A 14,413-nucleotide genomic window follows, 5' to 3' on the forward strand; every position below is an offset into this window, starting at 1 on the left:
CACGAATTCCGCTTTCGACCGCTAACGATCCGATTACAAAACCGCCCGGTCCGTTCGCTGTTTCCCGGTATCTCTACGAACCTGCGGTACGAATTCGAGTGGCGCGCAGCGTCAGATGATGCCGCTCGGCCACCGAGGACGCCGACTCGGCCGCACGCACGAACAGCTCGGCCGCCAACCGGAGATCGCCGGCCTTCTCGTGCAGATGCGCAGCCACCGCGTGGTACCGCGGTACTGCGGAATCGACGGCGGCGAGCGCCGCGAGTCCGGCGGCCGGGCCGTCCGCTTCCCCCACCGCGACAGCTCTGTTGAGCCGTACTACCGGACTGTCGGTGATCGCGAGCAACTCGTCGTACCACTCGACGATCTGTACCCAGTCCGTGTCCTCGACCCGTTGCGCATCGGCATGCAGGGCGGCAATGGCGGCTTGTATCTGGAACTCGCCCAGCCGATCCCGAGCGAGCGCCGCCTGCAGAATTCGAATTCCCTCGGCTATCGAGACGGTGTCCCAGCTCGACCGATCCTGCTCGGCCAAGGGAATCAGCCGGCCGTCGGATCCGGTTCTCGCAGCGCGCCGGGCGTGGTGCAACACCATCAACGCCAACAGTCCAGCGGTCTCCGCGTCGTCGGACAGGGTCGCGAGCTGCCTCGTCAACCTGATCGCCTCGGCCGCGAGATCGACGTCGCCGGTATACCCCTCGTTGAACACCAGGTACAGCACCCGCCGAACCGTCGAGAGGTCACCCGGAGCGTCGAAACGGACGTCACGCACCGCCCGTTTGGCTCGGCTGATGCGCTGGGCCATGGTTTTCTCCGGCAGCAGATACGCCTGCGCGATCTGCCGCGTCGTCAGACCCCCGACGGCACGCAACGTCAGCGCTACCGCTGCTGCGGGTGTCAGCACCGGGTGCGCGCAGAGGAAGAACAACTGCAGTGTGTCGTCGACGCCGTGGACACTGCCCGGTTCCGGCTCGGCCGCAACCCGGTTCTCTCGATCCCGTCGAGCCTTCTCCGATCGCTGGGAGTCGAGAAATTTGCGCCACGCCACGGTGACGAGCCACCCCTTCGGGTCGGACGGCGCGTCACCCGCCCCTGCCGACGCTCCCCACACCGAGGCCGCCTGCACCAACGCCTCCTGGACGGCGTCCTCGGCCGCCGCGAAATCTGCTCCACGGTGGACGAGGACGCCGATCACGGACGGAGTCAGCATCCGCAGCGCGTGAGGATCCACGAGTGCCGTCACTCGTCGATCGTGGCGGGGGCCTCCATGAACGGACGTAGCTCGAGCCATTCGCCGATCGGCTCACCACCGGCACCGGGTGCTGCCGAGAGCTGCCCCGCGAGTTCGAGTGCGCGGTCGTAGGACTCGACGTCGATGACCATCCAACCTGCGATCAAGTCCTTGGTCTCCGCGAACGGACCGTCGGTGACCGGGGGCTTTCCGGCCCCGTCCGACCGCACCCACGTTCCCTCGGGGGCCAGGGCCTGCGCGTCGACGAACTCGCCCGTCTTCTCGAGCTCGGCGGCGAAGTCTTGCATGAACTGGATATGGTCGTGCACTTCGGCCGGGGTCCACCGGTCCATCGGAATCCAGCCGGCAGGCTCGGGGGCCCCGCGGTAATGCTTGAGCATGAGGTACTTGGCCATGATGTCTCCTAGCGTCGGATGCAGTCATTCTTTCTGCATTCGCCCCTGGGACGGAGCCGGTCGGCCGATATCTACATACTCGGCCGAAAAACTTCACCGCATCGTGCGTCCGACCGAGCCGAGCATCTGGGTTGCCTCGACCACGCGGGCTGCCATGGCCGACTCGGCCGGCTTGCCCCACGATCGGGGGTCGTAGGCCTTCTTGTTGCCGTACTCGCCGTCGATCTTGAGAACCTGGTCGTACTTGCCGATCATGTGGCCCGCGATGGACCTGGTGAACGCGTACTGGGTGTCGGTGTCGATGTTCATCTTGATCACCCCGCTCGCCACTGCCGACGCGATGTCGGCGGCACTCGAGCCCGATCCACCGTGGAAGACCAGATCGAACGGCTTGTCCTTTCCGGTTTCGGCACCGACGACCGACTGGATCTCGTCGAGAATCTCGGGACGTAGATGTACCGAGTCCGGGTTGTAGACACCGTGGACGTTGCCGAAAGTCAGTGCCGTCATGTATCGACCACGCTCGCCTGCACCGAGCGCGGCGATCGTGGCGCGGGCGTCGTCGACGGTGGAGTACAGCTGCTCGTTGATCTCGTGAGACACCCCGTCTTCTTCCCCGCCGATCACTCCCACCTCGATCTCGAGAATGGTGTCGGCCTGCACCGACAGATCGAGCAGTTCGCGTGCGATACGCAAGTTCTCGTCGAGCGGCACGGCGGAGCCGTCCCACATGTGTGATTGGTACAGCGGTGCCAGGCCGCGCGAGCGTCGTTCGATCGCGTCGGACAGCAGTGGGCGCACCCAATCGTCGAGGTTCTCTGCGGGGCAGTGATCGGTGTGCAGGGCCACCGAGATCGAATAGTGTTGCGCCACTTCGTGGGCGTACTGCGCGAGCGCCTTGGAGCCGGCGAAGCGGTTCTGCACGGCATTGCCGGACAGGTACAGCGCGGTACCGACCGACACCTGGATGATGCCGTCGCTCTCGGCTTCGGCGAATCCCTGCAGCGCCGCGTTGAGGGTCTGTGAGCTGGTGACGTTGATCGACGGGTACGCGAACCCGCCCTCCTTCGCGCGGTCCAACATGGCGACGTACTGTTCCGGACTGGCAATCGGCATGGGCTGTTCTCTCTTTCGGGTGCGGCTGGTCTTCAGCGTGTTGCTGCAGCGCAGCCGCACGAATTGCGGTGGGTGAACGTAGTCGGTACCGAAATGGATCGCGGCGCGTCGTCACGGCCTTCGATTCGACCGATCAACAGGTCGGCAGCGGTTCTGCCGATGGTCTGCACGTCCTGCGCGGCGGCCGTCAGGCGCGGCTCGAACAGATCGGACCACTCGAAATCGTCGTAGCACACGAACGCCAGGTCGTCGGGAATCGACAAACCAAGGCCGCGAACTGCTTTGAGGGAACCGATGGTCATCGAGTTGTTCATCGACACCAGAGCCGAAGGCCGGTCCGAACCCGTCAGCAGTCGACGTACCTCCGTCTCGGCCACCTCGACATTGGACCTTCCCTCGAGAATCAACCGAGGGTCGACATCGATTCCCCGGTCGGCGAGCGCCCTGGCATAACCTGCGAAACGCTCTGTGGTGGACGAGATTCCCTCGATGCCGCGGACGATCGCAATTCGGTCGTGTCCGGAGTCGAGCAGATGGGCCGTCAGCTCGTACGCGGATTGCTCGTTCTCCGGGCCCACCTGATCGCACGGGATATCCAGCATACGGTCGATCAGCACCAGAGGTGTTCCGCTGCGCATGATCTCGGGAATCGTCGACTCCTCCGAGCCGGCCGCAGGCGCAAGGATCATGCCGTCGACCTGACGGTCCAGCAGAGAATCGGTGACGCGCCGCTCCGACGTCGGCTCGTCGTGCGAGTCACCGAGAATCAACACGTAACCGGCCTCCGACAACCGCTGCTCGACGGCATAGACGAGGCTGCCGAAGTACGGATTGGTCAGCGCCGCGATCGACAGTCCCACCGTGTGGGTTCGACCGGCCGCGAGAGAACGCGCCACGACGTTACGCCGGTATCCGATCTCGACGATGGCAGCGTCGACGCGTTGCCGGGTCGCCGGGTTGACCTTACGAGTTCCGTTGAGCACGTGCGAGACCGTCGACACCGACACTCCGGCGATCCGAGCGACGTCGTCCATGGTGGGCATGTCAGTCGTCTCCGTGGGTATCGGACGCCGGCGGTCTCATGTCAATCGCAGGATTCGATCGGCGCGCTGGGCGGTCGACCCGATGAGCTCGGCGTTGCGTTCGTCCGAACCCAATGCCCAGAACTGCGCTTCCTCGGGTGATTTCCCGTACGCCTCGTGCCGCGCGACGAGACGCTCGTGCCGAACGGCCGTGTGCGGAGCCAGGAACCACACCTCGTCGATCATCTCCCGTGCAGCAGGCCATGCGTCGGATTGCATCAGCAGGTAGTTGCCCTCGGTGATCACCAGCGGAACGTCCGACGGGACCGGTACGGCGGACCCGATCGATTCCTCGATCTCTCGCCTGAACTTCGGTGCGTACACCAGCGGATCGCCGGGGCGTTGATCGTGAATCGCGGCGACGAGACGCGCATAGCCGCCGTCGTCGAAAGTATCGTGTGCGCCCTTGCGATCGAGCCGGCCCAGTTCGATCAACACCTCGTTGGCCAGGTGGAATCCGTCCATCGGAACCAGCACCGAAAGCTCGGGTCCCAGTGCATCCACCAACTGCTGTGCCACGGTGGACTTTCCGGCACCCGGTGCACCGGTCAGGCCGAGTATGTGCCGCTCTCCCGGCACGGCGAGCCGCCCGGCCAGCTCCACGAGTTCGTCGAGGGATGCTTCCTGCACCTGTCGGTCATTGCTCACTGTTGTCGCTTTCGAGTACGTGGGTGGGAAGTTCGCGTAGCCACGCCCTGGGGCCTATGACCGAACAGCGCAGCGCGGCAACGCGAGCCGACCGTCGGATACGTTCCTGCACGGAGCCGAACTGCGTCGAGTAGTACGCGTACGCACCGTGGAAGACGTCGCCGGCTCCCAGTGTATCGACCACGGTGACCGCCTCGACGGCCACGGAGCCGGAGTTGCCCTCGGACCAGAATTCGACGGGCTCTCCGCCGTGGGTGGTGACAACCGTGCGTACGCCCGAGCGCACCAACGTCGCCGCGGTGGCAGCTGTGTCCGACGCTCCGGGCGTGCGAAAGTCCGCTGAGCACACCATGTCCGTGACGAACGGAATCAGCTCGCTCATCACGGGTTTCCAGCGTCCGGCGTCGACGACCGACGTGGTATCCCGCGCCGCCGCATGTTCCACGGCGGCGCGGGCGATCAGGGGGTGGTGGCCGTCGACGAGTACGACGTCGGCACCGGCGAGCACGGCATCGAGATCGTTCGGCGGCGCGGCGTCGGAGTGCACGGCGTCGGCCGAGACGACCGACCGGTCTCCCGTCGACTCGATCACTGTCACGGCCGACACTGGTACAGCTCTCACGGTGCCCGCGATCGAGTCGATCACGCGCACATCGCATTCCGCAAGTTCTGCCTTGATCAAGGCAGCCACCGGATCGTCCCCGAGCGCAGTGACGAGAACGGCCGTACCACCCAGTGCGGCGAACGTGACGGCGGCGTTGGCGGCAGGACCGCCGGCCGCAACGAACTGCGCGTTCGACGTGATCTTCTGGTTCGACGCCGGCGGCGACGACACTCGATGAATCACATCGAGTGTCGCCAGCCCGACGAAAACGCCGACCGGGCGAGACGCATCAGAGGCCGGCGCGTTCCTCATCGGTCGGCTCCTCCGCGCCGGTCATGAGCGCGACGACCTCGGACATGGTGCGCTTCTTCGGATCCACGACGCCTGCGCGTTTGCCTAGGCGGTGGATGTGGATGCGGTCGGCGACCTCGAACACGTGCGGCATGTCGTGGCTGATGAGCACCACGGGTATCCCACGGTCGCGAATCGTTCGGATCAGGTCGATCACCATGCCCGATTCCCGCACGCCCAGAGCTGCGGTCGGCTCGTCCATGATGATCACCCCGCGGCCGAATGCCGCTGCTCGCGCCACTGCGACGCCCTGACGCTGCCCACCGGACAACGTCTCGACGGCCTGGTTGACCGACTTGATGCCGATCTTGAGGTCCTGCAGATGCTTCGACGACTCGTCGCGCATTCTCGGCATGTCCAATCGCCGAAAGATGCTGCCGCTGATGCCTTTGCGCTTGATCTCGCGTCCGAGGTAGACATTCGAGGCGATGTCGAGCGCAGGAATGACGGCCAGGTCCTGATAGACCGTCTCGATCCCGGCCGCCCGGGCATCGCGGGTGTTCTTGAACGACACGGGCGAGCCGTTCATCAGGATCTCTCCCGAATCCGGAATGACAGCTCCGGCCAAAGCCTTGATGAGACTTGACTTTCCGGCACCGTTGTCACCGATCACTGCCAGTACCTCACCGGCCCGCAGCTCGAAATCCGCGCCGTTGATGGCCGTCACGCTGCCGTAGGTCTTGACCAGACCACGTGCTTCCAGAGCGAGGGGGGCAGTCACTGTGACCTCCTGCGTGCGAATTGATCGACGGCCACCGCGACGATGACGAGAATGCCGGTCGCGACGTTCTGGTACAGGCTGTCGACGCCGGCCTGGGTGAGCCCGTTGCGCAGCACCCCGACGATCAGAGTTCCGATGAGAGTCCCGATGACGGTGCCGCGGCCACCGAACAGGCTGGTTCCACCGATGACGACCGCGGTGATCGTTTCGAGGTTGGCGTTCTGATAGGCGTTCGGGTCGGCATTGGGGATTCGTCCGAGCGCTGCCCATGCCGCGATCGCGGCGATGACACCGGTGACGATGTAGACCGAGAACAGCACGCGACCGGACTTGATGCCGGAGCGGTCCGAGGCCTGCGGGCTACCACCCACCGCGTATATGTGCCTGCCCCAGGATGTTTGGGACAGTGCGTACCACATCACGGCGTACACGAGCAGCATCACCACCACGCCGTAGGTGGTGGAAAAACTGCCGATTTTGAACGACGTCCCCAGCAGTGTCAGCGGCCCGCTCGGCACCTGGTAGGTCTCGGAGCCGGCCAGCAACCTGGTGGCTGCCTGGATCGCGGTGAACGTGCCGAGTGTGACGATGAACGGCGGCAGTCGCAGCATCGTCACCAAACCGCCGTTGATCGCGCCGAACGCCACGCACACGGCCAGTGTCGAGCCGAGCGCCACCACCGGGCCGTTGGCACCAGCGGTCTGCGCCATGACGATGGTGCCCATCACGGCCACCGCGCCGATCGACAGATCGATACCGGAGGTGAGGATGATGAGCGTCTGGCCGACGGCCAGAATGCCGACCACCACCGACTGCTGCAGAATCAGAGAAACGTTCTGCGGGTTGAGAAACGAGCTCGAAATCGAGCTGAACACGATGATGGCGATGACGAGCGCGGCCATGGGCCCGAGCAGCGGTTCACGCAGGATGGTTCCCACGTTGAACCGGCTCGGAGCCTTGGGAGGCGCGGCGGTATCGGTGCTCACGAATCAGTTCCTGGTCCTCGACGGATTTCTGCGATCAGCCCCAGCAATTCGCTTCGCCCCATGCGGTGTCCTGGGATTCGATTCCGGCAACAGGCTTGTCGGTGACCAGCTGTGAACCGGTGTCGTTGAAGCCACTGGGCTTGGTGCCGTCCTGGGCGAACTTGACCACAGCGTCGACGCCCTGCTCGGCCATCTTCGCCGGGAACTGCAGCACCGTCGCACCGATGATGCCGGACTTGACGTTCGCGATACCGGTGCAGCTACCGTCGATCGAGCCGATGGTGATCTGATCGGCGCGGCCTGCGGACTGAATCGCCTGGTAGGCACCCGCCGCGGCGGGCTCGTTGATCGTGTAGAGCGCATTGACACCCGGAGCGCGCTGCAGCAGGTTCTCCATGGCCGTCTGCGCCTTGGTCTGGTCGCCGTTGGTGTTCTCCTGGCCGACGATCTCGGGAGAGCTGTCGGTCAGGCCCATTCCTTCGAGGAAGCCGTCGTGACGGAACGTGTCGACGGTGCCGCCCGCGGTGCCGTCGAGCATGATGACCTGGGGTGCAGTGGTTCCCAACGTGCCCTTGACCCATTCGCCCTGGCTGACGCCTGCCGCCTTGTTGTCGGTGGCGAACGTCGCGTCCACCGCGTCCTCGGGGTCGGTGGCCGTATCGAGGGCGATGACGACGACGCCTGCGTCGCGTGCCTTCTTGATCGCGTCGAGGACTCCGGTGGAGGAGTTCGGGGTGATCAGAATGCCTTTGACACCCTGGCCGACCAAGTTCTCGATCGCCGCGACCTGACCCTCGTTGTCACCGTCGAATGCACCTGCGAGAGCGACCAATTCGGCTCCACTGGAGTCCGCCTTGGCCTGAGCTGCCTCACGAAGCTTCACGAAGTACGGATTGGAATCCGTCTTGGTGATGAGTCCGACCTTGACGCTGTCCGAATCCGAACCGCTGCATGCGGTCAGTCCGAGCACGAGGGAACCGGCCATCAACGCGGTTCCGATCGTCAGCGTGGTCTTCCGACGGTGATTGAACATCTGGACTCCCTTGTCCTCGCTACGCAGGTCGCGTCGCTCGATTGCAGGAGCGTACGACCAATACAAGCGCTTGCGCATGCGCTTTCGCGAAATAGTTCCGAAAACTTTTCCGACCGGCCGGCGTCAGCTCGTCATCACGCCGCTCAGCCCCAGTTCCCGCAAACGCGCGCGCGTTTGCCATCCGCGCGCGGAATAGTGCCCGATCGCTCCGCTATTCCGCGCGCACCCAACGAATGCGCGCGCGTTTGCCCACGCCGATCGGTCTCCGCCCCGGTCTCCGCCGCCCCGGCCCTGCGCCGCCCCGGTCCTCGCAAACGCACGCGCGTTTGCCATCCGCGCGCGAAATAGTGCCCGATCGCCCAGCTATTCCGCGCGCATCCAACGAATGCGCGCGCATTTGCGGAGCCGATCAGTCCCCGCCCCGGCCCCGCCGCCCCTAGTCCTCGCAAACGCGCGCGCGTTTGCGGAGCCACGATCAGTCCCCGCCCCAGTTCCCGCCGCCCCGGTCCTCGCAAACGCGCGCGCGTTTGCGGTGCCGATCAGTCGCCTCGCGTGCTCGACGAGTCCTCGTCCACCACCGAATTCGGCTCGTCGTACGTGACGGTGATGTCTTGGAATCCTTTGTTACGCTGCGCTTCTGCCTGGCCGGTGTAGGAGTTCTTGTCACCCTCGGTGAGTTCGACGTTGTCGGTGAACGGCGTCAGCAGAGCCCGGGGATGCAGGTGGTCTACGCGCACGGCGTTGATCTCGATGCACAGCACGATCAGCACCGACGCGACGTACAGGAAACCGAGCAGACCGAGGACGATGGCGAAGATGCCGTTGCTTGCACTCGCGTTGCCCACGACGTAGCGGATGTAGATTCCGCCGAACGACTGCAGCGCCTGCCAGACGACCGCCGCGATCGCCGCGCCGGGGAGTACGTCGCGCACGCTCAAATCGCGCGCGGTGCCGATTCGGAAGGCCGCGGTGAAGACGGCGGCGTTGACCACCACCGCTCCGACGAGTGCGAGCGCACCACCGGCGAACCCGAACACGCCCGAGGACGCGACGCCGTTCAGCACCGTCAGTCCGATGATCGCGGTGCCGACAGTGCTGAGCAGCAACAATCCGCGCAGCCGACCCTTGATGGGGTCCGGTTGCTCGTTGCGCGGCACCGACCACGCCGTGTTCATCGCGTACTGCACGGCCAGCGACACTCCGAGTCCGCCGTACAGCGACCCGACGACGCCGATGACGATGGCTGTCGTGCCACCACTGAGGCGATCCGGTTGACCGAGCTGGTCACCGATGACCGGGATCTGACTCATCGCCGAGTCGATGATGCGGGTCTGCAGCTCCGGGTCTCCGGCCAGCACGATTCCCAGCAGCGTGGTGAACAGCAGCAGAAGGGGAAACAGCGACAGGAACGAGTAGTAGGCGATCAATGCCGCGAGGTAGCCGCCCCGGTCGTCCATGAATTTGTAGAGCACCGCCAGCGGGAAACCTGCCGAGGGGTGCCTGCGCTGGAAGTTGTCCACCTTCGCGACCATCATCGGTCGAATGTAGCCAGCGGCGAGCCTGCGGAAACGTCGACGCTCCGGCTTTCGGTGTGACCCAGATCTCACAGTCTGGACGTGCGCTTCGTCGGTCGAGCTCCGACCAACCCTTCGAGAACAACCCGAACCGAGAAAGGAACTCGCCATGAGCTTCATCGACAAGGCCAAGAACGCAGCAGAGGACGCCATCGGCAAGGCGAAGGAAGTTGTCGGCGACGCAACCGACAACAAGGACCTCGAGGCCGAGGGCAAGAAGGATCAGGGTTCGGCCGGCGTCAAGAAGGTCGGCGAGAACATCAAGGACACCTTCAAGTAACCAGCAGCCCCGGAAGGGTCGTCGATCGAATGATCGGCGGCCCTTCGTGCATCCCGCGATGATGCGCCGCGATACTCACCGGACCACCGCATCGCGAACCGTATAAAATCCATTGATCCGGCCTCGAGGTCGGGACAGGGCGTCCAGAAGCAGGCGCACGATCGAGGATCTCGCCGACGCGACGACGTCGACGGTCCACCGCACGAGAGGATCGTGTGAATGACTGATTCACCGGCCGAGCAAGACACGTCTCGAACGTCCGAAGCACTGTCGCTCGCGCAGTTCGCGCGATCGCTGCGCGACACTCATCGGTCGATGCCGCAGACGTTGAGTGAGATTCTCCGAATGGCGATTCGGCTCATTCCGGGCGCAACCACCGGATGCATCACCACGGTGAACAAGGGTGAGCGCACAGTCGTCGCATCGACGGACCCGATCGCCGAGAAGCTGTGTCGGTTGCAGTACGAACTCGACGAAGGTCCGATTCCCACCGAGGTCCGACACCTCGACGTGGTCGTGTCCTACGATCTGGCAACCGAACCGCGATGGCCGCAGTTCGCTGCGATGGCCATCGAGGCCGGTTTCAAGTCGCTCTCGGCCTTTCAGCTCTACAGCAACGCCGATGACCTCGGGGCCCTGGTGTTGTACAGCGACGTCACCGGAGCGTTCGACGCCGATGCGGTAGCGATCGGGGAGGCCTTGTCTGCGCATGCTGCCATCGCAATGCTCAGTGCCCGCGACACCGAGCAATTCCGGACCGGCTTGGCCAGCCGGGACATCATCGGCCAGGCAAAAGGCATGATCATGGAACGCTACGACCTCGACGCGGTACAGGCGTTCGACCTACTGGCGAAACTGTCGCAGCAACAGAACCTTCCCTTGCACACCGTTGCCCGCAACCTGGTCGACGCCGACCACCCCACGAACTCGACGTTCTGACCCTTCCGCGGTCACAGCCCTGGCTCCGGCTGGCAGTGCGGACACCACCATGTTCGACGTCGATCGGGGTCGTTCGGCACGTCGGCCTCGACACGAATGACGGTCGCGCACCGCAGACACGGTTTACCGGCCCGACCGGCAACCCAGTGGGTCCGGCCGCGACGAGTGTCGCCGGTGGTGACCTGCATGGACCCGGGGGTGCTCGCCGAATGCCGCATCGCCCGCTCGAGCAGAGTCACCAGTTTCTCCGCGTCGACGCCTGCCGACGGAGCCCAGGGCCACAGTCCACGCAGAAAACACAGCTCGTTCGCCCATAGATTTCCGGGCCCCGCGATGACCCGCTGATCCAGGAGGGTAGAGACGATCGGCCGAGAACCCTGCGCGAGGATGTTCGATGCCGCACGATCGGTGTCGAACTCGGCATGCAATGGGTCCGGTCCCAGATGCGCGACCAGCGCATTCATCGAGGCCGTGTACCCGTAGTCGACGACCGGCAACAGGATTCCGTATGCGGTCGGCCCGTCCACCGCGGCCAGCCGCACGCGGACGTCGGGCTGCACCCGCCGCGGTATCGAGCGGCCGGCTCGCACCACCGTCCACGATCCCGTCATGCGGAGGTGGGTGTGCAGCGTGGTGTCGTCGTCGAAATCGGTGAACAGATGCTTGCCGTGCGTTCGGTGCGCGACGACGGTTCGCCCGGCAAGATTCTCGACGGCGTGTGCGGGCACGTTCAGTCGCCCTGCCCGTAGCGTGACGCCGTCCAAGGCTCGCCGCAATCGTGCGGCGAGCGCGTGGACGGTGTCACCTTCGGGCATGGTCTCCGAGTATCCCGAGGGCGGCAGAAACAATCGGACCGACCGGCGAGAGCGCGTCGTCCTCCTCGCGTCAGTGCGCGGGCCGCCTGACGTATCCGACCATGAAGTCGACCGCCAGGAAGGCGACCAGGCTGAGCCCCAACAAGGGCAGGAACCAGCCGACGGCCACGGCAGCCGTGGCGAGGAGCACCGCAGAGATCGGCGAGATGCGGCGCAGTCCCCCACGCAGAGGCGGCCGGCCTGCGGTGAGTCCAGCGCTCTTCGTGGGGCGACGCTTCCACCACATCATGTAGCCGCGCACGATGACCGACGCCAAGGCGAGCGAAAGCCCAACCAGGGCAATCTGATTGGCTGCGCCGAACAGCGTCCCCATGTGCAACTGAATTCCCCAGGCCGCCAGCTTGGCTGCCACCGGCCAATCGGCGAAGTATTGGGTGTCGATCACCGCGCCGGTGCTGCCGTCGATCGAGATCGAGTTGTTCGACATCACCCAGGGCTGACGGGTTTCGGCGACGACGAACGCCACGTCGTCCGACGCCGGGATCGATGCCTCCACCGCACCGTCGATGCCGTTCGCTGCGGCAGTATCGATCACCGAATCGATGCGGCCGACATTGCTGTCTGTCGCCGACGCATCGGCCGACATGTCCATCGAATGCCCACCGTGGCCCGAGTGATCCCCCATGGTCGCCGTGTCGGAGGAACCGATGGTCGTGGCGACGGCAGGGGTCGTCCAGCTCAATGCCGCACGGAGGTCGGTGACGTTCGCGCCCGCGTAGGTGGACCACGTGAGTCCGGTGGCGGAGAGGAAGATCAGACCTACAGCGATCCAGATACCGGCTACGCCATGCCAGTTCAAGGATCGGTTGCGGCCCTTCGATTCACGATCGAAGGTGAGCAGTGTCGCCCGGTCTCGGTTGCGTCGGTAGCGATCGATCCACAGGTACAGGCCGCCGAGCGCGATCACCCACAACCACGATGCGGCCAGTTCGCTGTAGATCCGGCCCGGTTCACCGAGGTGCAGGTGTCGGTGCAATTCCGAGATCCACGTTCTGACCGGCAAGGCGCTCGAGGAGCCGTAGACGGCGAGTTCACCCACCGGTGACGCCGTGGCGGGATCGACGAAGACGGCCAGTCGTCGCGATTCGCCGAGGGTCGGGTCGGTGAACAGCACTCGGGTGGTGTCGCCGACTTCGGCGGCGGGTCGCACGGCCGACACGGTCAGATCCGGCCTCTCGGCCTGAGCGGCTCGGATCTGTTGGGCGACCGGGACAGCCGGTCCGGTGGAGTCGACGTGCAGATAGTCGCGATAGACGAGTTGTTCGATGGTCGGGGCGACGGCGTAGAGGCCGCCGCTGACGGTGGCGATCAGGATGAACGGTGCGATGAGTATGCCCGCGTAGAAGTGCAGACGAAGAATCAGCGGACGCCAGCTGCGCGGGCCGGACGGACGGGTGGGCGGGGAAGGATCGGCGACGCGTTCCTTTTCCGGTGTGGACATGAGAGCTCGTTTCGTGAAGGCAGGGGTGGGCGCGCGCCGTGGGCACGGGTCGACTCGATGTCGAGCGAATCGTGCTGTGCGCGTGAAGAAATTGCCGCAGCTCTGCTCGCCCCCGCGGTGCAGGAGCGGTAGGTGGGAGGCTGCGGTCAGTACGACGCGGCAGGCGGTCCGCGGTTCCCGGAGCCCGAGAGATCGAGGAGCCGGTGGACGCCGGGTGTGCGATACAGCGGAAGCGGGGCGGCACTCTGCGAGTCGTCGACGACGAGAATTGCCAGTATCGGGAGTATTCGACGAACAACGGTGGCTGCGTGCGAGATCCCACGCTCGGCCCCGTGCACGATCACCGCGCCGACGACGATCGCGATCGCGTGGGCCGCAAGCATCTGCTGCGTCAGCACCGAACCGTGGTGATCGCCGTCGACGATCGTCAGCAGCACGTGTCCGATCGTCTGCGCAGCGGCCAGCGTCGCCATCAGCTGCAGGCGAGGCGCGATGACGATCGGCACTGCGCCTGCGGCGTAACCGAGTCCCGCGCACACCAGTGCCAACAGGACGATCGCGGCGTCGGAGGGGAACATACCTCCGCCGAATGCGTGCGCGGTGGCGGTGATCGTTGCCGTCAGAGCGCCGACGGCCGACCCGCGCAGGGCTGCGGATCCGTCCGGGGTCGCGGGCACGAACAGCAGACTACTACCCGTTTCGGCAGAGGCACTGGCGTCTCGCCTATGTCGCATGGTTTGTGCGCGAAAACCGATCCAGCGGTCTTTTTCAGGTCCGTTATGGTGATCGCGAGTATCACGCCACGTTCAGAGAGGATTGCCGTGCCGGACAGTTCGGATGTGGCTCAGGCCCGTGTGTTCGCCCACATGCTCGCGGCCGAAATTGCGTCGACATCGAGCCGAATCGAGGTCTCCGAGAACTACGCCCACAAGGCCTTCCGGGTGGGCGACCCCCGCAGCGCGAAGTGGCACACCGACGAGGCCCGCGCTCAGAAGCAGGCGCTGTACGAATTGCACCGCCAACTGGACGCACTGCACAGCCGCTTCCAGATCTCGAATGGTGAACCCGAACCCGTGTGCTGACGTCGGCTCGGTGTGTGAGGGCGCCTGGTCCGGG

Annotated in this window: 16 protein-coding genes; 3 read left to right on the forward strand and 13 right to left on the reverse strand. The window is 65.1% G+C overall.

Annotated elements, in window-relative coordinates:
* Positions 1-73: 73 nt before the first annotated feature.
* The 10 genes from CH281_RS21955 to CH281_RS22000 form a co-directional block, all read right to left on the reverse strand.
* Positions 74-1,231 carry an RNA polymerase sigma factor gene (locus CH281_RS21955; protein ID WP_094695766.1) on the reverse strand — a complete coding sequence of 386 codons (1,158 nt, stop codon included), beginning with the start codon at positions 1,229-1,231 and terminating at the stop codon, positions 74-76.
* Between the two features lie 8 nt (positions 1,232-1,239).
* Positions 1,240-1,647, reverse strand: coding sequence for a YciI family protein (locus tag CH281_RS21960; protein ID WP_032366806.1), 408 nt, complete (start codon positions 1,645-1,647; stop codon positions 1,240-1,242).
* 93 nt (positions 1,648-1,740) lie between these two features.
* Entirely contained in the window at positions 1,741-2,763 is a 1,023-nt protein-coding gene (fbaA, locus tag CH281_RS21965) for a class II fructose-bisphosphate aldolase (RefSeq protein WP_032367298.1), read from the reverse strand.
* Positions 2,764-2,795: 32 nt separating this feature from the next.
* A complete protein-coding gene (locus CH281_RS21970; protein WP_032374853.1) occupies positions 2,796-3,806 on the reverse strand; it encodes a LacI family DNA-binding transcriptional regulator in 1,011 nt (336 codons plus the stop codon).
* A gap of 36 nt (positions 3,807-3,842) precedes the next feature.
* The gene (locus CH281_RS21975; RefSeq protein ID WP_032366808.1) at positions 3,843-4,493 is read right to left on the reverse strand and encodes a nucleoside/nucleotide kinase family protein; all 651 of its coding nucleotides are present in this window, start codon (positions 4,491-4,493) and stop codon (positions 3,843-3,845) included.
* A complete protein-coding gene (locus CH281_RS21980; protein WP_027495730.1) occupies positions 4,483-5,409 on the reverse strand; it encodes a PfkB family carbohydrate kinase in 927 nt (308 codons plus the stop codon). The genes CH281_RS21975 and CH281_RS21980 overlap by 11 nt, the downstream gene beginning before the upstream one ends.
* Positions 5,387-6,169, reverse strand: a complete 783-nt coding sequence (locus CH281_RS21985) for an ATP-binding cassette domain-containing protein (protein ID WP_027495729.1) — start codon at positions 6,167-6,169, stop codon at positions 5,387-5,389. Before CH281_RS21985 ends, CH281_RS21980 begins: the two co-directional genes overlap by 23 nt.
* Positions 6,166-7,155 (reverse strand): ABC transporter permease, encoded by a 990-nt coding sequence (locus CH281_RS21990; protein ID WP_027495728.1) that lies wholly within the window; start codon positions 7,153-7,155, stop codon positions 6,166-6,168. The genes CH281_RS21985 and CH281_RS21990 overlap by 4 nt, the downstream gene beginning before the upstream one ends.
* A gap of 34 nt (positions 7,156-7,189) precedes the next feature.
* Positions 7,190-8,188, reverse strand: a complete 999-nt coding sequence (locus CH281_RS21995) for a substrate-binding domain-containing protein (RefSeq protein ID WP_027495727.1) — start codon at positions 8,186-8,188, stop codon at positions 7,190-7,192.
* A 539-nt stretch (positions 8,189-8,727) separates the two neighbouring features.
* Entirely contained in the window at positions 8,728-9,720 is a 993-nt protein-coding gene (locus CH281_RS22000; protein WP_027495725.1) for a YihY/virulence factor BrkB family protein, read from the reverse strand.
* Positions 9,721-9,871: 151 nt separating this feature from the next.
* On the opposite strand from CH281_RS22000, the gene CH281_RS22005 reads away from it, so the two are divergent.
* The gene (locus CH281_RS22005) at positions 9,872-10,042 is read left to right on the forward strand and encodes a CsbD family protein (RefSeq protein ID WP_008718579.1); all 171 of its coding nucleotides are present in this window, start codon (positions 9,872-9,874) and stop codon (positions 10,040-10,042) included.
* A gap of 219 nt (positions 10,043-10,261) precedes the next feature.
* Entirely contained in the window at positions 10,262-10,981 is a 720-nt protein-coding gene (locus tag CH281_RS22010) for a GAF and ANTAR domain-containing protein (RefSeq protein WP_032366809.1), read from the forward strand.
* 11 nt (positions 10,982-10,992) lie between these two features.
* Here the strand turns inward: CH281_RS22010 and CH281_RS22015 are convergent, their stop codons facing one another.
* The 3 genes from CH281_RS22015 to CH281_RS22025 form a co-directional block, all read right to left on the reverse strand.
* On the reverse strand, positions 10,993-11,796 hold the full coding sequence (locus CH281_RS22015; RefSeq protein ID WP_094695509.1) for a DNA-formamidopyrimidine glycosylase family protein: 804 nt from the start codon (positions 11,794-11,796) through the stop codon (positions 10,993-10,995).
* A gap of 70 nt (positions 11,797-11,866) precedes the next feature.
* A complete protein-coding gene (locus CH281_RS22020) occupies positions 11,867-13,297 on the reverse strand; it encodes a PepSY-associated TM helix domain-containing protein (protein ID WP_094695510.1) in 1,431 nt (476 codons plus the stop codon).
* A 146-nt stretch (positions 13,298-13,443) separates the two neighbouring features.
* Positions 13,444-13,974 carry a hypothetical protein gene (locus tag CH281_RS22025; RefSeq protein ID WP_045842081.1) on the reverse strand — a complete coding sequence of 177 codons (531 nt, stop codon included), beginning with the start codon at positions 13,972-13,974 and terminating at the stop codon, positions 13,444-13,446.
* Positions 13,975-14,118: 144 nt separating this feature from the next.
* On the opposite strand from CH281_RS22025, the gene CH281_RS22030 reads away from it, so the two are divergent.
* Positions 14,119-14,379, forward strand: coding sequence for a hypothetical protein (locus CH281_RS22030; protein ID WP_143544845.1), 261 nt, complete (start codon positions 14,119-14,121; stop codon positions 14,377-14,379).
* Positions 14,380-14,413 lie beyond the last annotated feature (34 nt).

The sequence above is a fragment of the Rhodococcus sp. 06-221-2 genome (assembly GCF_002258365.1).
GTDB lineage: Bacteria > Actinomycetota > Actinomycetes > Mycobacteriales > Mycobacteriaceae > Rhodococcoides > Rhodococcoides fascians.

Excerpts from the sequence above, each read along its gene's own strand:
- CH281_RS21995 (WP_027495727.1), bottom strand. The coding sequence starts at position 8,188 with ATGTTCAATCACCGTCGGAAGACCACGCTGACGATCGGAACCGCGTTG.
- CH281_RS22015 (WP_094695509.1), bottom strand. The coding sequence starts at position 11,796 with ATGCCCGAAGGTGACACCGTCCACGCGCTCGCCGCACGATTGCGGCGA.
- CH281_RS21960 (WP_032366806.1), bottom strand. The coding sequence starts at position 1,647 with ATGGCCAAGTACCTCATGCTCAAGCATTACCGCGGGGCCCCCGAGCCT.
- CH281_RS21980 (WP_027495730.1), bottom strand. The coding sequence starts at position 5,409 with ATGAGGAACGCGCCGGCCTCTGATGCGTCTCGCCCGGTCGGCGTTTTC.
- CH281_RS22005 (WP_008718579.1), top strand. The coding sequence starts at position 9,872 with ATGAGCTTCATCGACAAGGCCAAGAACGCAGCAGAGGACGCCATCGGC.
- CH281_RS22010 (WP_032366809.1), top strand. The coding sequence starts at position 10,262 with ATGACTGATTCACCGGCCGAGCAAGACACGTCTCGAACGTCCGAAGCA.
- fbaA (WP_032367298.1), bottom strand. The coding sequence starts at position 2,763 with ATGCCGATTGCCAGTCCGGAACAGTACGTCGCCATGTTGGACCGCGCG.
- CH281_RS21970 (WP_032374853.1), bottom strand. The coding sequence starts at position 3,806 with ATGCCCACCATGGACGACGTCGCTCGGATCGCCGGAGTGTCGGTGTCG.
- CH281_RS22000 (WP_027495725.1), bottom strand. The coding sequence starts at position 9,720 with ATGGTCGCGAAGGTGGACAACTTCCAGCGCAGGCACCCCTCGGCAGGT.
- CH281_RS22020 (WP_094695510.1), bottom strand. The coding sequence starts at position 13,297 with ATGTCCACACCGGAAAAGGAACGCGTCGCCGATCCTTCCCCGCCCACC.